The sequence below is a fragment of the Micromonospora sp. NPDC005710 genome, assembly GCF_040630995.1.
Lineage (GTDB): Bacteria > Actinomycetota > Actinomycetes > Mycobacteriales > Micromonosporaceae > Micromonospora.
Genome location: NZ_JBEXYP010000035.1, coordinates 26,209 through 46,138 on the forward strand (window position 1 = coordinate 26,209; position 19,930 = coordinate 46,138).

At 70.9% G+C, this 19,930-nt stretch carries 16 protein-coding genes; 7 read left to right on the plus strand and 9 right to left on the minus strand.

Translation table 11 applies throughout. The features are described 5' to 3' along the window. Window positions 1-308: 308 nt before the first annotated feature. A complete protein-coding gene (locus ABZ406_RS29560) occupies window positions 309-1,262 on the minus strand; it encodes a heme o synthase (RefSeq protein ID WP_357768600.1) in 954 nt (317 codons plus the stop codon). Window positions 1,263-1,441: 179 nt separating this feature from the next. Here ABZ406_RS29560 and tkt point away from each other — a divergent pair, with 179 nt between their 5' ends. The 6 genes from tkt (at window position 1,442) to pgl (ending at window position 10,086) form a co-directional block, all read left to right on the plus strand. Further along, window positions 1,442-3,667 (plus strand): transketolase, encoded by a 2,226-nt coding sequence (gene tkt / locus ABZ406_RS29565; protein ID WP_357768602.1) that lies wholly within the window; start codon window positions 1,442-1,444, stop codon window positions 3,665-3,667. 15 nt (window positions 3,668-3,682) lie between these two features. Then, window positions 3,683-4,885, plus strand: a complete 1,203-nt coding sequence (gene tal, locus ABZ406_RS29570) for a transaldolase (RefSeq protein ID WP_357768604.1) — start codon at window positions 3,683-3,685, stop codon at window positions 4,883-4,885. After that, window positions 4,882-6,531 carry a glucose-6-phosphate isomerase gene (locus tag ABZ406_RS29575; RefSeq protein ID WP_357768606.1) on the plus strand — a complete coding sequence of 550 codons (1,650 nt, stop codon included), beginning with the start codon at window positions 4,882-4,884 and terminating at the stop codon, window positions 6,529-6,531. Before tal ends, ABZ406_RS29575 begins: the two co-directional genes overlap by 4 nt. Window positions 6,532-6,630: 99 nt before the next feature. Further along, window positions 6,631-8,145 (plus strand): glucose-6-phosphate dehydrogenase, encoded by a 1,515-nt coding sequence (gene zwf, locus ABZ406_RS29580; protein ID WP_357768608.1) that lies wholly within the window; start codon window positions 6,631-6,633, stop codon window positions 8,143-8,145. Then, entirely contained in the window at window positions 8,142-9,158 is a 1,017-nt protein-coding gene (locus ABZ406_RS29585; RefSeq protein ID WP_357768610.1) for a glucose-6-phosphate dehydrogenase assembly protein OpcA, read from the plus strand. The genes zwf and ABZ406_RS29585 overlap by 4 nt, the downstream gene beginning before the upstream one ends. A gap of 157 nt (window positions 9,159-9,315) precedes the next feature. Continuing rightward, entirely contained in the window at window positions 9,316-10,086 is a 771-nt protein-coding gene (gene pgl / locus ABZ406_RS29590; protein WP_357768612.1) for a 6-phosphogluconolactonase, read from the plus strand. A gap of 17 nt (window positions 10,087-10,103) precedes the next feature. Here pgl and ABZ406_RS29595 read toward each other — a convergent pair whose 3' ends face one another. The 8 genes from ABZ406_RS29595 to rapZ form a co-directional block, all read right to left on the minus strand. Then, window positions 10,104-10,445 carry an RNA polymerase-binding protein RbpA gene (locus tag ABZ406_RS29595; protein ID WP_357768614.1) on the minus strand — a complete coding sequence of 114 codons (342 nt, stop codon included), beginning with the start codon at window positions 10,443-10,445 and terminating at the stop codon, window positions 10,104-10,106. Between the two features lie 140 nt (window positions 10,446-10,585). Then, on the minus strand, window positions 10,586-10,846 hold the full coding sequence (secG, locus tag ABZ406_RS29600; RefSeq protein WP_357768616.1) for a preprotein translocase subunit SecG: 261 nt from the start codon (window positions 10,844-10,846) through the stop codon (window positions 10,586-10,588). A gap of 96 nt (window positions 10,847-10,942) precedes the next feature. After that, window positions 10,943-11,734: a triose-phosphate isomerase gene (gene tpiA, locus ABZ406_RS29605; protein WP_357768618.1), complete on the minus strand. Its 792-nt coding sequence runs from the start codon at window positions 11,732-11,734 to the stop codon at window positions 10,943-10,945. Then, window positions 11,735-12,934 carry a phosphoglycerate kinase gene (locus ABZ406_RS29610; protein WP_357768621.1) on the minus strand — a complete coding sequence of 400 codons (1,200 nt, stop codon included), beginning with the start codon at window positions 12,932-12,934 and terminating at the stop codon, window positions 11,735-11,737. Further along, window positions 12,931-13,935: a type I glyceraldehyde-3-phosphate dehydrogenase gene (gene gap / locus ABZ406_RS29615; RefSeq protein WP_357768623.1), complete on the minus strand. Its 1,005-nt coding sequence runs from the start codon at window positions 13,933-13,935 to the stop codon at window positions 12,931-12,933. The genes ABZ406_RS29610 and gap overlap by 4 nt, the downstream gene beginning before the upstream one ends. Before the next feature lie 265 nt (window positions 13,936-14,200). Then, a complete protein-coding gene (gene whiA / locus ABZ406_RS29620) occupies window positions 14,201-15,181 on the minus strand; it encodes a DNA-binding protein WhiA (RefSeq protein ID WP_074312802.1) in 981 nt (326 codons plus the stop codon). A gap of 54 nt (window positions 15,182-15,235) precedes the next feature. After that, window positions 15,236-16,315: a 2-phospho-L-lactate transferase CofD family protein gene (locus ABZ406_RS29625; protein WP_357768626.1), complete on the minus strand. Its 1,080-nt coding sequence runs from the start codon at window positions 16,313-16,315 to the stop codon at window positions 15,236-15,238. Then, window positions 16,312-17,190: an RNase adapter RapZ gene (gene rapZ, locus ABZ406_RS29630; protein ID WP_357768634.1), complete on the minus strand. Its 879-nt coding sequence runs from the start codon at window positions 17,188-17,190 to the stop codon at window positions 16,312-16,314. Before rapZ ends, ABZ406_RS29625 begins: the two co-directional genes overlap by 4 nt. A gap of 485 nt (window positions 17,191-17,675) precedes the next feature. On the opposite strand from rapZ, the gene recQ reads away from it, so the two are divergent. Beyond that, entirely contained in the window at window positions 17,676-19,517 is a 1,842-nt protein-coding gene (gene recQ, locus ABZ406_RS29635; RefSeq protein WP_357768628.1) for a DNA helicase RecQ, read from the plus strand. The last annotated feature ends 413 nt before the right edge of the window (window positions 19,518-19,930 follow it).

Consider the following 19,930-nt stretch of genomic DNA (forward strand, 5'->3'; position numbering starts at 1 on the left):
CCCATGGGGCGAGAACCATGAACCTTTTGTGATGCCAATTACCTACGAGTTTAAGGGCTACCACAGGTTCGCCGTCCGTTTATATGCGGACTTTTGCGCTCAAACCACGTCGGCAAATCACGTCTGAACGACCTCAAGTTGAGCCGATCCGACTCATGCCGAAAGTTACTCTGATGTGACGTTAAACCAGGACAACTCATCCACATCCGCGATTAGACGGTAGATCGTCGGCGTCGCCCAGGATTACCACGAGCAGCACGGACGCCGACAAGGCAGCGAAGCCGAGGAGTGACGGCGTGCGGACCGGGTCAGATCAGCGCGTCGAGCGCGACGGCCACGAAGACGATCGTCAGGTACGTGGTCGACCAGTGGAACAGCCGCATCGGCTTGACCGCCTCGCCGCGGGTCGCCCGCCGGCAGAGCCGGTGCGCCTCCACGATGAAGATGGCCCCCACCACCAGGGTCGGCACCCCGTAGATCGCGCTGAGCCCCAGCGGCCAGACGGCCAGCGACGTGAGCACGGTGAGCCACGCGAAGATCAGGATCTCGGCGTTCACCCGGCGGACCGAGGCCACCACCGGGAGCATCGGGATGCCGGCCCGGGCGTAGTCGTCCTTGTACTTCATCGCGAGCGGGTAGAAGTGCGGCATCTGCCAGAAGAAGACCACAGCGAAGAGGCCCCACGCGGCCGGCGCGAGTGAGCCGGTCACCGCCGCCCAACCGATCAGCACCGGCGCCGCCCCGCAGGCGCCGCCCCAGAAGGTGTTCGCCGGGGTGGAGCGCTTGAGCCACAGGGTGTAGACGAGGTCGTAGTAGGCGATGGCGGCGAGGGTCAGCCCGGCGGCCAGCAGGTTGGTGAACGCCGCCATCAGGGCGACCGACACCACCGCCAGCACCAGACCGAAGATCAACGCGCTTCGCGGCGACACGGTGTGCGCCGGCAGCGGCCGACGCTTGGTACGCCGCATCAACTGGTCGATGTCCCGGTCGATGTAGCAGTTGAGGACACTGGCCGCGCCGGCGGCGAGCGAACCGCCGATCAGCACGATGGCCATCAGCCAGAGCGACGGCAGCCCGCCCTCGGCGAGCATCATCGCCGGAACGGTGGTGACCAGAAGCAACTCGACGATCCGCGGCTTGGTGAGCGCCACGTACGCCGAGAGGACCGCGCGTACGTGGCGCCGGGCCACCGGGCCCTGGGCCGCCCGCGCCGGGTGCTGCCCGGCCGGGTTGCTCGCGGGGCGCTCGGTGATCATGCTCACGGATTGCCACCTTCCGGCATCGGGCACGGGGAGATCGGATCGGCCGGGACCACCCGGGTCCGCATACCGCCCCACACACTACGCGTCGTCGTTTTGGCTGCCCGGCCGACCCGACAACGGTGCGGGCCGTCACACCACCGGGTTGAACCGAGCATCCGGATGGTCACGTAGCGCACACCATGCACAGATCCCTGGGCGCACGTTTAGGCACGCTCGATAAGGTCATCGGTGAGGGTTCCGCCCATCTGCCGAGGAGCACAACCATCGTGGCTGTTAAACGACCCGCGCACTCCGCACTGAACTGGTCCGACCTCGATCGCCGGGCCGTCGATACCGTCCGCGTGCTGGCCATGGACGCCGTGGAGAAATCCGGCAACGGCCACCCGGGCACCGCGATGAGCCTCGCGCCCGCGGCGTACCTCCTCTTCAACCGCGTCATGCGGCACAACCCGGCCGACCCGAACTGGCCCGGCCGCGACCGGTTCGTGCTCTCCGCCGGGCACTCCAGCCTGACGCTCTACATCCAGCTGTTCCTCTCCGGCTACCCGCTGAGCCTGGACGACCTCAAGTCGCTGCGGCAGTGGGGCTCGCAGACGCCTGGGCACCCCGAGCACGGGCACACGCCGGGCGTCGAGACCACCACCGGTCCGCTCGGGCAGGGCCTCGGCAACGCGGTGGGCATGGCCATGGCGGCCCGCCGCGAGCGCGGTCTGTTCGACCCCGAGGCCGAGCCCGGCGCGTCGGTCTTCGACCACAACATCTGGTGCATCGTCTCCGACGGTGACATCGAGGAGGGCATCAGCCACGAGGCCAGCGCCCTCGCCGGGCACCAGCAGCTGGGCAACCTCACGGTGATCTACGACGACAACGAGATCTCCATCGAGGACGACACCCGAATCGCCAAGAGTGAGGACGTGGCGGCCCGCTACGAGGCGTACGGCTGGCACGTGCAGACCGTCGACTGGCGCACCGGCGACGCCGACCAGGGCGACTACCACGAGGACGCCGAGGCCCTGCACGGCGCGCTGCTGGCCGCGCGGGCGGAGACCGGTCGCCCCTCCTTCATCGCGCTGCGCACCATCATCGGCTGGCCCGCGCCCAACAAGAAGAACACCGGCAAGATCCACGGCTCGGCGCTGGGCGCCGACGAGGTGAAGGCCACCAAGCAGATCCTCGGCTTCGACCCGGAGCAGACCTTCCAGGTCGACGAGGAGGTGCTCAGCCACGCCCGCACGGTGATGGGGCGCGGCGACGCCGCCGAGCAGGAGTGGACCACCGCGTTCGACGAGTGGAAGAAGGCCAACCCGAAGCGCACCGCGCTCTACGAGCGGATGGCTGGCCGCGTACTCCCCGACGGCTGGACCGACGCGTTGCCGGTCTTCCCCGCGGACGCCAAGGGCGTCGCCACCCGGGCCGCCTCCGGCAAGGTGCTGGAGGCCCTGGCGCCGGTGCTCCCGGAGCTGTGGGGCGGCTCGGCCGACCTGGCCGAGAGCAACAACACCACGATGAAGGGCGAGCCGTCGTTCATCCCGGCGGCGCACGCCACCAAGGACTTCCCCGGTCACGAGTACGGCCGCACGCTGCACTTCGGCATCCGTGAGCACGCCATGGGCGCGATCCTCAACGGCATCGCCCTGCACGGCGGCACCCGCCCCTACGGCGGCACGTTCCTGGTGTTCAGCGACTACATGCGTCCGTCGGTGCGGCTTGCCGCGCTGATGAAGCTGCCGGTGACGTACGTGTGGACGCACGACTCGATCGGCCTCGGCGAGGACGGGCCGACCCACCAGCCGGTGGAGCACCTGACCGCGCTGCGCGCCATCCCAGGTCTGGACGTGGTCCGTCCGGCGGACGCCAACGAGACGGCCTGGGCGTGGCGGCAGGCGCTGGAGCACACCGACCGGCCGACGGCCATGGCGCTGAGCCGCCAGGCCCTCCCGACCCTGGACCGGAGTGTCCTGGGCGACGCGGCGGGTGTGGTCAAGGGCGGTTACGTGCTGGCCGAGGCGTCCAACGGCAAGCCTCAGGTGATCATCGTCGGCACCGGTTCCGAGGTGCAGCTCTGCCTGATCGCCCGGGAGCGGCTGGAGGCTGACGGCACCCCGACCCGGGTGGTCTCGATGCCCTGCCAGGAGTGGTTCTACGAGCAGGACGAGGCGTACCGGGAGTCGGTGCTCCCTCGCGGGGTAAAGGCACGGGTGAGCGTGGAGGCGGGCATCGCGATGTCCTGGCGCGGCATCGTCGGTGACCTCGGCGAGAGCGTCAGCATCGAGCACTACGGCGCGAGCGCCCCGTACACCGTGCTCTTCGAGCAGTTCGGGTTCACCGGTGACCGGATCGTGGCGGCGGCACACGCCTCGCTGGCCCGGGTGGGCGACATCACCGGTTTCACGACCGGCAACTGAGGGAGCGTGGACGGCATGACCGACAAGCTGAATGAGCTGACCGCCGCGGGCGTGGCGGTCTGGCTCGACGATCTTTCCCGGGTACGTCTGAGCTCCGGCGGGTTGGACCAGCTCCGCCGCGAGAAGCACGTCGCCGGAGTCACCACCAACCCGACGATCTTCGCCAAGGCGCTCAGCGACGCCGACGAGTACAACTGGCAGCTTCGCGACCTCGCCATCCGTGACGTGGACGTGGAAGAGTCGGTGCGCATGCTCACCACGTACGACGTGCGGTGGGCGTGCGACGTGATGCGCCCGTCGTACGACGGCAGCGACGGCGTGGACGGCCGGGTCTCGATCGAGGTGGACCCGCGCAGCGCGCACGACGCGGACAAGACGGTCGCCGAGGCCAAGGCGCTGTGGTGGCTTGTCGACCGGCCCAACCTCTACATCAAGATCCCGGCCACCGAGGAGGGCCTGTCGGCGATCACCGACACGCTCGCCGAGGGGATCAGCGTCAACGTCACGCTGATCTTCGGTCTGGACCGCTACTCGGCGGTCATGGAGGCGTTCCTCGCCGGTTTGGAGCAGGCCAAGGCCAACGGCCACGACCTGTCGAAGATCGGTTCGGTGGCGTCGTTCTTCGTCTCCCGGGTGGACGCCGAGGTCGACAAGCGATTGGACCGGATGGCCGACAAGGCCGCCGACAGCGCGGGCAAAGAGCGCGCGCTGGGACTCAGGGGGCGCGCCGCCGTCGCCAACGCCCAGCTGGCGTACGAGCGTTACTCCGAGGTGTTCGCCTCGGACCGCTGGAAGGCGCTCGCCAAGGCCGGCGCGCACCCGCAGCGGCCGCTCTGGGCGTCCACCTCGACGAAGAACCCGAACTACCGGGACACCATCTACGTCGAGGAACTGATCGCCCCCGGCACCGTCAACACGATGCCGGAGTCGGTCGTCGACGCGTACGCCGATCATGGCGAGACCCGCGGTGACACCGTCACCGGCGCCTACGACGCGGCCCGGAAGGTCTTCGCGGACCTGGAGTCGGTCGGGGTGGACATGGCCGACGTGATCGCCACCCTGGAGCGCGAGGGCGTCGAGAAGTTCGAGGTCAGCTGGCAGGAGCTGCTCGACGGGGTGCGCAAGTCGCTGGACGCCGCCGCGAAGGGCACCGGTGCGCCGAACAAGGCCGCCAAGGGCAACGCCAAGGCCGCAGAAAAAATGGGTGGCGACGCATGAGTGACCTGCTTGCCGGGCCGGTGGAGGCAGCGGCCGGGCTCTCCGTGTACGGCGCGGACGCGGTCGACAAGTCCGCGCCGGCCTCGACCCGGGACGCGCTCGTCAAGGCCGGCGTTCCGGGCAAGCTCGCGGGCAAGGACGCGAGCCTGTGGGGTCCGGACGCCGAAGCCGAGGCGAAGGTCCGGCTCGGCTGGGTGGACACCCACCGGCGCAGCCGTGAGCTGCTGATGCAGTTGGCCGAGCTGACCGCCGAGTTGGCCGACCTGGATCACGTGGTGCTCGCCGGCATGGGCGGCTCGTCGCTCGCGCCGGAGGTGATCACCCGGACGCTTGGTCGGCCGCTGACGGTGCTGGACACCACCGACCCGGGCCAGGTCCGGGCGGCACTCGGTGACCGGTTGGAGCGCACCGTCGTGGTGGTGGCCAGCAAGTCCGGGTCGACAGTGGAGACCGACAGCCACCGGCGCGCGTACTGGCAGGCGTTCCTGGACGCCGGAATGACCGAGGCGGAGGCCGGCCGGCACTTCGTCGTCGTCACCGACCCGGGTTCGCCGCTGGAGGCGACCGCTGCCGAGATGGGCGCGTTCACAGTGCTCGCCGACCCGAACGTCGGCGGCCGGTACTCGGCGCTCACCGCGTTCGGTCTGGTGCCCTCGGCGCTGGCCGGGGTCGAGGTCGCGGAACTGCTCGACCAGGCCGACGCGCTGGCCACGTCCCTCGGCGCGGACCAGAACAACCCGGCGCTGGCGCTGGGCGCGGCCCTGGGCGCCGCGGCCACGCTGGCCCGCGACAAGGTCGCCCTGGTCTCCGACGGCACCGGCATCGACGGGCTCGGCGACTGGGCCGAGCAGCTGATCGCCGAGTCGACGGGCAAGGCCGGGGTGGGCATCCTGCCGGTGGTCGTGGAGTCCCCGCAGAGCCCCGGTGCGACCGGCGCGGACGTGCTGACCGTCAGCTACGGCGGCGCGCTGGCCCCCGGTGACGTGCCGGGCGGCGGTGCCGCCCCGGACGTGGCGGTCAACGGCCCGTTGGGCGCGCAGTTCCTGGCCTGGGAGTACGCCACGGCGGTGGCCGGGGTGGTGCTCGGCATCGACCCGTTCAACCAGCCGAACGTCACCGAGTCCAAGGAGAACACCAACAAGATCCTGGCCTCGGGCCTGCCGGCGGAGACGCCGTCGTTCACCGAGGGCGCGATCGAGGTGTACGCCCCGCAGGGCACCCCCGGTGACCTGGCCGGCGTGCTGCGCTGGCTGCTCGACGGGCTCGGCGACGACGGTTACCTCGCGGTGATGGCGTACCTCGACCGGTTCGCCGACGCCGACGCGGCCCAACTGCGGTCCCTGCTGGCCCAGGCGGGCGGGCGGCCGGTCACCTTCGGGTGGGGCCCCCGGTTCCTGCACTCCACCGGCCAGTACCACAAGGGCGGCCCGCAGGTGGGCAGCTACCTCCAGGTGACCGGCGCGGTCGCCGAGGACCTGGAGGTGCCGGGCAAGCCGTACACCTTCGGTGAGTTGCAGGCGGCGCAGGCCGCCGGCGACCGGCAGGCCCTCGCCGGTCGGGAGCGGCCGCTGCTGCGGTTGCACCTGACCGACCGGGCCGCCGGTGTCGCCCAACTGCTGGACGCGGCAGGTGATCTGCGGGCGTGAGGATGGACGACGTGACTGAAGCGGAAGCGAGGGGGCGCCGTGAGCGCGAGGAGTGAGCCGGGTTTGCGAGCCCCGCAGTCGCGAACCGAAGGTGATTCGGTGAACCCGCTGCGCGACCCGCAGGACCGCCGGTTGCCGCGGATCCCCGAGCCCTGCGCTCTGGTGATCTTCGGGGTGACCGGTGACCTGGCCCGCAAGAAGCTGCTCCCCGCGGTCTACGACCTGGCCAACCGGGGGCTGCTGCCGCCGGGCTTCGTGGTGCTCGGTTTCGCGCGCCGCGACTGGGGAGACGGCGACTTCGAGACGTTGGCCTGCGAGGCCGCCCGCAAGCACGCCCGTACCGCGTGGCGGGACGAGGTGTGGGCACGGCTGGCCGGCAACATCAAGTTCGTCGGTGGGTCGTTCGACGACGACGCCGCGTTCGACCAGCTCGCCTCGACGCTCGACGACCTGCGTCAGACCCACGGGATCGCCGGCAACGCGGCGTTCTACTTCTCCATCCCGCCGGCCGCGTTCCCCGTCGTGCTCAAGCAGTTGGCCCGCACCGGGATGGCCGACAACGACAAGTCCGGCGGTTGGCGCCGGGTCGTGGTGGAGAAGCCGTTCGGCAACGACCTGCCCTCGGCGAAGGCGCTCAACGACCTCGTCGACGACGTGTTCACCCGGCAGGACGTCTTCCGGATCGACCACTACCTGGGCAAGGAGACGGTTCAGAACATCCTCGCCCTGCGGTTCGCCAACAACCTGTTCGAGCCGCTGTGGAACTCCAAGTACGTCGACTCGGTGCAGATCACCATGGCCGAGGACGTCGGCATCGGCACCAGGGCCGGCTTCTACGACACCGTCGGCACCGCCCGCGACGTGTTGCAGAACCACCTGCTGCAACTCCTCGCCCTGGTGGCGATGGAGGAGCCGACCAGCTTCGACGCCGACGAGATCCGGGCCGAGAAGCTGAAGGTGCTCAAGGCCATCACCCTGCCCAGGGACGTGGCCCGGGACACCGTCCGCGGTCAGTACCTGCCCGGCTGGGTCGGCGGCGAACGCGCTGTCGGTTACCTCGACGAGCGGGACGTCCCCGCCGGCTCCACCACTGAGACGTACGTGGCGGTGCGGTTGGGCATCCAGAACCGCCGCTGGGCGGAGGTGCCGTTCTACATCCGGGCCGGCAAGCGGCTGCCCCGGCGGGTCACCGAGGTCGCCATCATGTTCAAGAAGGCGCCGCACCTGCCGTTCAACGACGCCGACATGGAGTCGCTGGGCAACAACCAGCTGGTCATCAGGGTGCAGCCGGACGAGGGTGTGGTGCTCAAGTTCGGCTCGAAGGTGCCGGGCACGACGATGGAGGTCCGCGACATCGCGATGGACTTCCAGTACGGCGAGGCGTTCACCGAGTCCAGCCCCGAGGCGTACGAGCGGCTGGTGCTGGACGTGCTGATCGGTGACCGCACCCTGTTCCCGGACGCGGCCGAGGTCGAGCAGAGCTGGCAGGTGATCGACCCGTTGGAGCACGCCTGGGAGGGCACCACCCCGGAGCCGTACCGGGCCGGTGAGTGGGGCCCCCGGGCCTCCGACGAGATGCTGGCCCGCGAGGGCCGCGCCTGGAGACGCGCATGATCGGGCTGTGGGACACCACCGGCAACGAGGTGGTCAAGGCGCTCGCGGCCGAGCGGCGCAGCGCCGGCGGGGTGGCCAGCGGCATGGCGCTCACCCTCATCGTGGTCGTGGACGAGAAGCGGGTCCGGGAGGCGGAGGCGGCGGCGACGATCGCCGCCGCCGCGCACCCATGCCGGCTCGTGGTGGTGGTGCGCTCGGAGATCGAGCGGGACCGCAACCGACTGGACGCGGAGATCGTGGTCGGTGGGCGGCTCGGCCCGTGCGAGGCGGTGGTCACCCGGATGTACGGCCGCTTGTCCCTGCACGCCGAGTCGGTGGTGATGCCGCTGCTCGTTCCGGACGTGCCCGTGGTCACCTGGTGGCACGGCGAACCGCCTGCGGAGATCGCCACCGACTTCCTCGGGGTGGTGGCCGACCGGAGGATCACCGACTCCGCCCAGGCCGCCGACCCGGTGGAGGCGCTGCGGCAGCGGGCCCGGGACTACGCCCCGGGCGACACCGACCTGGCGTGGACCCGGATCACCCCGTGGCGCACCCTCGTCGCCGGGGCGTTCGACACCACGAGCGCCCAGGTCACCGAGGCGACGATCGTCGCGCCGGCCACCGACCCGACGGCGGCGCTGATGGCGGGTTGGCTGTCCAGCCGGCTCGGCATCACCCCACGCCGGGTGGACAGCGACGAGTTCCCGCGAATGCGGGAGGTGCAGCTCAGCTGCGCCAACGGTGACCAGTTGACGCTGACCCGTGAGGACAGCATGGCGGTGTTCCGGCGGACCGGTCAGGACGACCGGGCCCTGCCTCTGGTCCGTCGGCCGCTCGGCGACGAGCTGGCCGAGGAGCTGCGCCGGCTGGACGCCGACCAGGTGTACGCGGAGGCGCTGGGTGCGACTGTCGGGCTGCGCGGGCTGGATCAGCGCCCCCCGCAGCGGGTCCACGTCTGGAAGGATCCGGCCACCGCGCAGCGCGCCGAGGCCGGTGTCACCGCGCACCTCGGCACGAGCGGCGAGGGCTGAGCCCAGCCGGGGCACGACGTCGGGCAGGGCCGGTACGCACCGGCCCTGCCCGCAACTTCCCGGGGTTCTCCGCCCCACCAGCTCCGCCCCACCCCTCGGGCACACCGCCCCGGGCACAACAGCGACCGTCTCGCGGTCGGGAAACGAAGGCGCAACCATGAGTGAGGCGAGTGTCGCCGTCCACGCCGACGCCGACCTGCTGGCGCAGGCAGTGGCGGCCCGGTTGCTGGTGAAGCTGCTCGACGCCCAAGCCGACCGGGGCGAAGCCTCCGTGGTGCTCACCGGAGGTCGCGTCGCCGCGGCCGTGTACCGGGCGGTGGCGACGCTGCCGGCCCGCGACGCGGTGGACTGGTCCCGGGTCGACGTGTGGTGGGGCGACGAACGGTTCCTGCCCGCCGGTGATCCGGACCGCAACGAGACGCAGGCCCGGGCGGCCCTGCTGGACGTGGTGCCGCTGGACCCGGCCCGGGTGCACGCGATGCCGGCCTCGGACGGCCCGGCCGGCAACGACCCGGAGGCGGCGGCTGCCGCGTACGCGCAGGAGTTGGCCCGCGCCGCCCGACCCGGGCACGCCACCCTGCCGCACTTCGACGTGCTGATGCTTGGCGTCGGCGAGGACGGCCACGTGGCCTCGGTCTTCCCCGAGCACCCGGTCAGCTACGAGACCCGACCGGTCAGCGCGGTGCGGGGCAGCCCCAAGCCGCCGCCGACGCGGACCACCCTCACCCTGACGGCGATCAACACCGCAGAGGAGATCTGGCTGGTGGCCGCCGGCGCCGACAAGGCCCGCGCGGTCGGTATGGCGCTTGCCGGCGCTGGGCCGGTGCAGTTGCCGGCGGCCGGGGTACGGGGCGTGGACCGCACCCGCTGGCTGCTGGACCGGGCTGCGGCGGTGGACGTGCCCGCCCGGCTGCGCAGCCTGCGCTGAACGTGACGAGGGGCCCGCTACTCGCCGCGTCGACGTCGTAGGGCGGCGAGCGCCTCGGCGAGCAGGGCCTCCCCCTCCTCGGCGGTGCGCCGCTCCTTCACGTACGCCAGGTGGCTCTTGTACGGTTCGGCGCGGACCCGGCCCGGCGGGTTCTGGGCGTCCCGACCGGCGGGTAGACCGCAGCGGGGGCAGTCCCACAGGGATGGCGGTTCGACGTCCGCGGCGATCCGGATGTCGACCTGGTGGTCGTTCCGGCACCAGTAGCTGACGTCCTGCCGGGGGGCGGGTTGGTGCCGCTCGTCCGGGCGCATCGGTGCGGATCCCACCCGGGCTCCCCGGATAACGTTGCCATTCGGCACGGCTGCTCGCTCCTGTCGTCGGAGGGGACCCGCCGTCTTCGGGGGTGGAGCGGCGGGCGACGCGGTGCAGCGGAGAAAAGCCTGCGCGCGGCCCGTCGAGTGACGAACCGCGCGCAGATTGTACGACTTACCGAGCCTGCTCAGGTGGCGCTGTTCATCTGGAGGCGCAACCACAGGCCGAGCCCGATGATCGCGGCGAACCAGACGACGCTCACCAGAACCGTGTAACGGTCCAGGTTCTTCTCCGCTACCGAGGAGCCGGCGAGGCTGGAGCTGACGCCACCGCCGAACATGCTCGACAGACCGCCGCCCTTGCCGCGGTGCAGCAGGATCAGCAGGGTGAGCAGAATGCTCGTGATGACCAGCAACACGATCAACGTGTATGCGAACCAGATCGGCATGGCTGGGGTCAGTTCCTCTCGTAACGATCCTCGCCCGGTCTGATCGGGCACGGCGGCACCGACCGGCGGACGGGCGGTGTCCAGGATACCGAGCGATCAGCGGGCGAGGTGCTCCGGGAACCGGCAGATCTGAGCGAATTCCTCAGCGTCGAGGCTGGCGCCCCCCACCAGGCCCCCGTCCACGTCCGGTTGGGCCATGATCGAGGCGATGTTCGACGCCTTGACCGAACCGCCGTAGAGGACCCTGACCTGGTCGGCGGTCTCCTGGTCGAAGCGTTCCGCCAGTCGCTGACGCACCGCCCCGCAGACCTCCTGGGCGTCGTCCGGCGTCGCGGTCTTGCCCGTGCCGATCGCCCAGACCGGCTCGTACGCGATCACGACCTGCCGTACCTGCTCGGGGGTGAGCCCGGCGAGGCCCCCGTCGAGCTGGTCCGAGCAGTGCGCCACGTGGGTGCCCTGCTCGCGGATGTCCAGCCCCTCCCCCACGCAGAGGATCGGCGTGAGACCGTGCTGCAACGCCGCCTTGACCTTGGCGTTGACGAGCGCGTCGTCCTCGTTGTGGTAGGCCCGCCGCTCAGAGTGCCCGACCACCACGTACGTGCAGCCGAGCTTCGCCAGCAGCGGCCCGGAAATGTCCCCGGTGTACGCGCCGGACGCGTGCGGGGACAGGTCCTGCCCGCCGTAGCCGATCAGCAGTTTGTCGCCGTCGACAGCGGTCTGCACGGTGCGCAGGTCGGTGAAGGGCGGCAGCACGACCGTCTCGACGGCGGTGAGCTGCTTCTCGGTGAGGCTCGCCGCCAGCTTCTGCATCAGCAGGTTGGCCTCGAGGTGGTTGAGGTTCATCTTCCAGTTGCCGGCCATCAACGGCCGGCGGGTGGTGCTCGACATTCAGTTCTCCAGGGCCGCGATGCCGGGGAGGGTCTTGCCCTCGAGGTATTCCAGGGAGGCGCCACCACCGGTGGAGATGTGCCCGAAGGACGATTCGTCCAGCCCCAACGCCCGGACGGCCGCCGCGCTGTCGCCGCCGCCGACGACGCTGAACGCGTCGGCCTTGGTGATCGCCTCGGCGATGCCCCGGGTGCCGGCCGCGAAGGCAGCCATCTCGAACACGCCCATCGGCCCGTTCCAGAAGATCGTCTTCGCCTGGGACAGTGCGGCGCTGAAGCCGGCCACCGTCTCGGGGCCGACGTCCAGGCCGAGCCGGTGGCTCGGGATGCCGTCGACACGCACCGTGTCGTGCGCCGCGTCCGGCGCGAACGCGTCGGCCACCACCACGTCGACCGGGAGCAGGATCTTGCCGTCGGCCCGTTCCAGCAGGTTGCGGCAGGTCTCGACCATGTCCTTCTCCAGCAGCGACGTGCCCACCTCCAGGCCCTGGGCCTTGAGGAAGGTGAAGCACATTCCGCCACCGATGAGCAACCGGTCGACAGTGGGCAGCAGCGCCTCGATCACGGCGAGCTTGTCGGACACCTTCGACCCACCGAGCACCACCACGTACGGGCGCTCAGGGTCAGCGGTGAGCTTCGAGAGCACCTCGACCTCGCGCAGCACCAGCCGACCCGCGACGTGTGGCAACCGGGCCGGCACGTCGAAGACGCTCGCGTGCTTACGGTGCACGGCACCGAACGCGTCGTCCACGTACGCGTCGCCGAAAGCGGCGAGCTGGTCGGCGAAAGCGCCCCGCTCGGCCTCGTCCTTGCTGGTCTCGCCCGCGTTGAACCGCAGGTTCTCCAGCAGGGCGACCTGGCCGTCGGCCAGATCCGCGACGGTGGAGCGGGCCGACTCACCGACGGTGTCGGTGGCGATGTGCACCGGAGCCCCGAGCAGCTCGCCGAGCCGCCCGGCGACCGGGCCCAGGCTGAACTGCGGGTCCGGGGCGCCCTTCGGGCGACCCAGGTGCGAGCAGACGACCACCTTCGCGCCGGCCTCGACCAGCGCGCCGAGGGTCGGCAGCACCGCGCGGATGCGGCCATCATCGCTGATCGCGCCGGTCTGCTTGTCGAGCGGGACGTTCAGGTCGGCGCGCACCAGCACGCGCCGACCCGACACCCCCTCGGCGAGCAGGTCGTCGAGGGTCCGGATGCTCACAGTGACGAACCGACCAGCTTGACGAGGTCGACCAGCCGGTTGGAGTAACCCCACTCGTTGTCGTACCAGCCGACGACCTTGACCTGGTTGCCGACGACCTTGGTCAGCGGCGCGTCGAAGATGCACGACGCCGGGTCGGTCACGATGTCGGAGGAGACGATCGGGTCCTCGTTGTAGACCAGGATGCCCTTGAGCGGGCCGTCCGCGGCCGCCTTCAGCGCGGCGTTGACCTCGTCCACGGTGGTCTCGCGAGCCACGTTGACGGTGAGGTCGGTGACCGAGCCGGTCGGGATCGGCACCCGCAGGGCGTACCCGTCGAGCTTGCCCTTGAGGTCCGGCAGGACCAGGCCGATCGCCTTCGCGGCGCCGGTCGAGGTCGGGACGATGTTCAGCGCGGCGGCCCGGGCCCGACGCAGGTCCGAGTGCGGCGCGTCCTGGAGGTTCTGGTCCTGGGTGTACGCGTGGATCGTCGTCATCAGACCGTGCTGGATGCCGAACGTGTCGTGCAGGACCTTCGCCATCGGGGCGAGGCAGTTGGTGGTGCACGAGGCGTTGGAGATGATCGTGTGCTTCGCCGGGTCGTAGGTGTCGTGGTTGACACCCATGACGACGGTCACGTCCTCGTTCTTCGCCGGGGCGGAGATGATGACCTTCTTGGCCCCGCCGGCGACGTGCGCCTTCGCCTTGGTGGCGTCGGTGAAGAAGCCGGTCGACTCGATGACGACGTCGGCGCCGACCTCGCCCCACGGCAGCTTCGACGGGTCCTTCTCGGCGTACGCCTTGATGGTCTTGCCACCGACGGTGATCTCGTCGGCGGTGGCCTTCACCTCGTAGGGCAGGCGACCGAGGATGCTGTCGTACTTGAGCAGGTGGGCGAGAGTGCCGTTGTCGGTCAGGTCGTTCACCGCCACGACCTCGATGTCGGCGTCGGACGCCAGCACTGCCCGGAAGAAGTTACGGCCGATTCGGCCAAAGCCGTTGATGCCAACCCGGATGGTCACAGGTCCCATCTCCTCGCGTTCTGGTCCGCCGGCTGCAGACAACGGGCCGGCGGGAATGGTGTGCGCCGACCGTTGGAGCCGGCCGTCGACTGTTCATCTCGGCCACCCCGCCGCGCGGTCTGAGGACCTGACCGCCCGAGGCGGTGGGCACGACGAGAAGTGCCGGTGTCGGCCCCCTTGCCGTACTCAGCGACCATATCCGAGCGCGCGAGACCACGCTGCGCCGGGTCGTGTTCCCGGCGCGCTGTGCGGTCCCACCGTCCTATCAGACCACGAGCATGTCGGGCGTGACGGCAGCTTCCGTATCCGGGATGCCAAGATCGCGCGCCCGCTTGTCGGCGAGCGCCAGGAGCCGGCGGATCCGCCCCGCTATGGCGTCCTTGGTCAGCGGAGGCTCGGCCAGCGCCCCCAACTCCTCCAGCGACGCCTGCCGGTGCTCCAGGCGCAGCCGACCGGCGTCGGTCAGGTGGTTGGGTGCCTCGTCGGCGAGGATCTCCAACGCACGGGTGACCCGGGCGGCGGCGGCGACCGCCGCCCGCGCCGACCGGCGCAGGTTGGCGTCGTCGAAGTTGGCGAGCCGGTTGGCGGTGGCCCGCACCTCGCGGCGGACCCGGCGCTCCTCCCACGCCAGCACGCTCGAGTGCGCGCCGATGCGGGTGAGCAGCGCGGCGATCGCGTCGCCGTCCTTGACGACCACCCGGTCCACCCCGCGTACCTCACGGTTCTTCGCGGTGATGCCGATGCGGCGGGCCGCGCCGACGAGCGCCAACGCCGACTCCGGCCCCGGGCAGGTGATCTCCAACGCGCTGGAGCGGCCCGGCTCGGTGAGCGAGCCGTGCGCCATGAACGCGCCCCGCCACGCGGAGACCGCGCAGCAGACGTTGGCCGCCACCACGTGCGGGGGCAGCCCCCGCACCGGGCGACCCCGCACGTCGAGCAGACCGGTCTGCCGCGCCAGCGCCTCGCCGTCCTTGACCACCCGCACGATGAAGTGGCTGCCCTTGCGCAGGCCCCCGGAGGCCAGCACGTGGATCTCGCTGGGGTAGCCGTAGACCTCGGCGATCTCCCGCCGCAGCCGCCGGGCCACCGCCCCGGTGTCCAGTTCAGCCTCCACCACCACGCGGCCGGAGACGATGTGCAGCCCGCCGGCGAAGCGCAGCAGCGCGGCCATCTCCGCCCGCCGGCAGCAGGGCTTGGGCACGTCGACCCGACTCAGCTCGTCCTTGACCGCGGCCGTCATCGCCATTGTGCGTCCCCTCACGGACCTGTTCCGGCGTGTCGCCGGAGATTACGTACGTGTCTAACGATCGGCACCCAGGACAGGCACCAGCGCGGCGCCCAGGGCAGCCGGATCATGGCGGGGAGTCCCGTCGACAACGGCGACAGGGGCGAGGACCAGGCGGGCACCAAGCGATTCTGCCGCACGTTCGACCGGTTCGGGGTCACCCACCGCCTTGGCATCGGCAAGCACAAGATCCACCTTGAGCTCGGGCAGGTACCAGTGCAACGCCGCGAGGTGATCGGCGACGGAGAGCCCCAGAGTCTCCTTCTCCGCGGCGAGGTTGAGCGTGACCAGCCGCCGGGCCGAGGTGGACACGATCGCGTCGGCCAACTGCGGCACCAGCAGGTGCGGAAGCACGCTGGTGTACCAACTGCCCGGGCCGAAGATCAACCAGTCGGCGGCCCGGATCGCCTCGATGGCCTCGCCGCAGGCCGGCGGGGCATCCGGCGTGAGGCGCAACGACTCGACCCGCCCGGTGGTTACGGCCACCTGATGCTGGCCTTTCACCGTGCGCACCTCGTCGGGGGCCGCCGGGTCGGCACCGCGCACCCGCGCCTCGATGCCCACCGGTTCGCGGGACATCGGCAGCACCCGGCCGACAGCGCCGAGCATCGCGCCGGCGTGCTCCAGCGCGGCCACCGGATCGCCGAGCAGTTCCATCAGGCCGCAGAGAACCAGGTTGCCCACCGCGTGCCCGGTCAGACCATCGGTGCCGGCGGAGGCCCCGTCGGTGCCACGCAGGGCAGTGCCGACGCCGGTGCCGCGCCGGGCCGGGTCGCCGCCCGCCACCGGGCCCGCCTCGGTCGTCCCCGATCCGGGTACGCCCACCGGCACGGCGGCGAAGCGGTGCTGGAACAGCCCGGCGCTACGCCGGGTGGCCGGATGGTCCCCGGCCAACGCCACGAGCGCCTGGCGCAGGTCCCCCGGCGGCAGCCCACCCCGCTCGGCCCGCAGCCGACCACTGGAACCGCCGTCGTCGCCCACCGTCACCACGGCGGTGATGTCGAGGTCGAGTTCCGGAGCGCAGTGGCGCAGCGCCCGCAACGAGGCGGACAGCCCGTGCCCGCCACCGAACGCCACCACCCGCCGGGCCGTCATTCCCGCCCCAGGTCGCGGTGCTGGGCGTTCGCCGCCAGCCCGGAATGACGCAGCCGACTGGCCAACTCCTCGGCGATGGCCACGCTGCGGTGCTTGCCGCCGGTGCAGCCCACCGCGACAGTCAGGTACCGCTTGCCCTCCCGCTCGAAACCCGACGTGGTGGCGTTGACCAGGTCGGCGTACGAGGCCACGAAGGCGTCAGCGCCCTCCTGACCCAGCACGTACGCGCTCACCGCCTCCTCCCGCCCGGTGTGCTCGCGCAGCTCCGGCACCCAGTACGGATTGGGCAGAAAGCGTGCGTCCAGCACGAAATCGGCATCCGGCGGCAGGCCGTACTTGAAGCCGAACGACAGCACCGTCACCCGCAGCCGGCGGGCGTCCTCGCCGCCGAACAGTTCCTCGATGCGCCGCCGGAGCTGGTTGACGTTCAAATGGCTGGTGTCGATGATCACGTCGGCCTGGTCGCGGGCCTCCTCCAGCAGACCGCGCTCCACGGCGATCCCGTCGGCCAGCCGCCCGTCACCCTGCAACGGGTGCGAACGCCGAACGCTCTCGAACCGCCGGATCAGCACCTCGGCGTCGGCGTCGACGAAGACCACCCGCGGTGAGAACCCACGTTCCTTCAGCTCGCGGATCGCCCCGGCCAGGTCGGTGGAGAAGGCCCGCGACCGTACGTCGAGCACCATCGCGGTACGGCGGGCCGCGCCGCCCGCCTTGAACGCCAACTCGGCCATGTCCAGCATCAGAGCCTGCGGCAGGTTGTCCACGACGTAGTAGCCGACGTTCTCCAGCGCCCGGGCGACGGTGCTGCGGCCACCCCCGGACACACCGGTGACCACCACGAGGGTGGTCTCCGACTCGGCCGCCACCTGCACGTCATCGGCAGCCGGGCCGTCGATCCGGTCACCTGTTGTGCGCGCCTCGCTCACCCGTACCCCCAAGCCGTGGCGCCGCGGCCGCCATCGGCCGCGATTGGTCAATCAGCGACTCTATCCCGCCACCTGGTCGCGCCCCGGCACCCGTGGCCGGGCCGCGCCCACGGACCGGTCCGACGGTCGCCCTCCCGACACCCGGCACCCTTGATGACGATCAGTGGCTGTGAATACGCTCGACGTGATCGTCGCAGGTCAGAATGGCCTGAACCGACACCCTTCGACGAAATCAACGCGGCGGCCACCGCCTTCCACATGGGCAACAAGGCCCGCCACATCGAGATCGTCGACTCGTGGTCGGGTTGAAAGCCCCGCCACGCGGCCTGGCCAACCGGTCCAGCCAGCCCGGCTGACCCGGTCGCCCGTCCGGCGCACCGGCCCGGGTGCGCCGGGCGGGGGCTGTCGGGATGGGCTCGTAGAATCCCCGGATGGCTTCCCCCACCGACCTGCGGGCCGAGGACGCGCTGCCGGTGCTGCGCCGGGTGTTCGGCTACGACGCCTTCCGCGGCTTCCAGCAGGACGTGATCGACCATGTGGTCGCCGGCGGCGACGCGCTGGTGTTGATGCCCACCGGCGGGGGCAAGTCCCTGTGCTACCAGATCCCGGCCCTGGTCCGCGACGGGGTCGCCGTCGTCGTGTCCCCGCTGATCGCTCTCATGCAGGACCAGGTCGACGCCCTCACCGCGGTCGGCGTACGCGCCGGGTTCCTCAACTCGACCCAGACCCTGGACGCCCGGCGGCGGGTCGAGGCCGCCTTCGTCGCCGGCGAACTGGACCTGCTCTACCTGGCCCCGGAGGCGCTCGGCACCCGATCCACCCTCGGCCTCCTCGACCGGGGCCGCATCTCCCTGTTCGCGATCGACGAGGCACACTGCGTGTCCCAGTGGGGGCACGACTTCCGCCCCGACTACCTCGCGCTGTCGATGCTGCACGAACGCTGGCCGCAGGTGCCCCGCATCGCCCTGACCGCCACCGCGACGAGCGCCACCCGCACCGAGATCGCGAGCCGCCTCAAACTCGACGACGCCCGGCACTTCGTGGCCAGCTTCGACCGGCCCAACATCCAGTACCGGATCGTGCCCAAGCGGGAGCCCCGCAAGCAACTGCTGACCCTGCTGCGCGACGAGCACCCCGGCGACGCCGGCATCATCTACTGCCTGTCCCGGGCGTCGGTCGACAAGACAGCGGAGTTCCTCACCGCCAACGGGATCGCCGCCCTGCCGTACCACGCCGGGCTGGACGCGGGCACCCGCGCCCGCAACCAGCAGCGCTTCCTGCGCGAAGACGGCCTCGTCATGGTCGCCACCATCGCCTTCGGCATGGGCATCGACAAGCCCGACGTCCGATTCGTCGCCCACCTCGACCTACCGAAGTCCGTCGAGGGCTACTACCAGGAAACCGGCCGCGCCGGTCGCGACGGCCTGCCGTCCACCGCTTGGCTGGCGTACGGGCTGCAGGACGTCGTCCAGCAACGCAAGATGATCGAGACGTCCGACGGCGACCTCGCCCACCGCCGCAACCTGGCCGCCCACCTGGACGCGATGCTCGCCCTCTGCGAGACCGTCCGCTGCCGGCGGGTCCAACTGCTGGAATACTTCGGCGAGACGTCGACCGCCGCCTGCGGCAACTGCGACACCTGCCTCACCCCGCCGGAAACCTGGGACGGCACCGTCGCCGCCCAGAAGCTGCTCTCCGCCGTCTTCCGGCTCGACCGGGAACGCAACCAACGCTTCGGCGCCGGGCAGTGCATCGACATCCTGCTCGGCAAGAAGACCGACAAGATCAGCCAGTACGGTCACGACTCGCTCACCGTCTTCGGCATCGGCTCCGAGCTCAGCGAGGCCGAGTGGCGCGGCGTGGTCCGGCAACTGCTCGCCGAAGGGCTGCTCGCGGTGGAGGGCGACTACGGCACGTTGGCACTGACCGAGGCGAGCGCCGACGTCCTCGGTCGCCGCCGCACCGTCACCATGCGCCGCGAGCCGGAAAAACCACCGTCGAGCCGTTCGTCGAAGCCGCGCGGCGCGTCCACTGTCGTGGCCGAGCTGACCCCGGCCGCCACGTCACTGTTCGAGCGGCTGCGCGCCTGGCGGGCGACCACCGCCAAGGAACAGGGCGTCCCGGCGTACGTCATCTTCCACGACGCCACCCTGCGACAGATCGCCAGCGACGCGCCCGGCACGCTTGCCGACCTGTCCCGGATCAGCGGGGTCGGCGAGAACAAACTCGCCAAGTACGGCGAACAGATCCTGGGCGTCCTCGCCACCGACTGACGTCCGCAAGGCCCGCCGCGTCGGGATGGCCACCGCGCCAGATATGGCGCTGGATGGCTGTGGCGCCAGACGACCGTGACGCCAGACGACCGTGACGCTGATGGCTGCGGCGCTGATGGCTGCGGCGCTGATGGCTGCGGCGCCCGGCTGCCGTGGTGACAGACGGCTGTGGCGCTGATGGCCGTGGCGCCCCGCTGCCGTGGCCAAGGTCTGCGCAATAACGGGGTTGTTGCTGTCTCCCGTGACTGGGAGGCAGCAATATCCGGGATGTTGCTCGGATCTCGGGCGTGGGCACACCGAAGGGCCGGGCCCCGTGGTGGGGTCCGGCCCTTCGCTTCGTGCGTGTTGGTGCGGTGGTGTCAGTTGGTGGTGTAGCCGCGGGTGGCGATCCAGTCGGCGAGGTGTTCGACGCT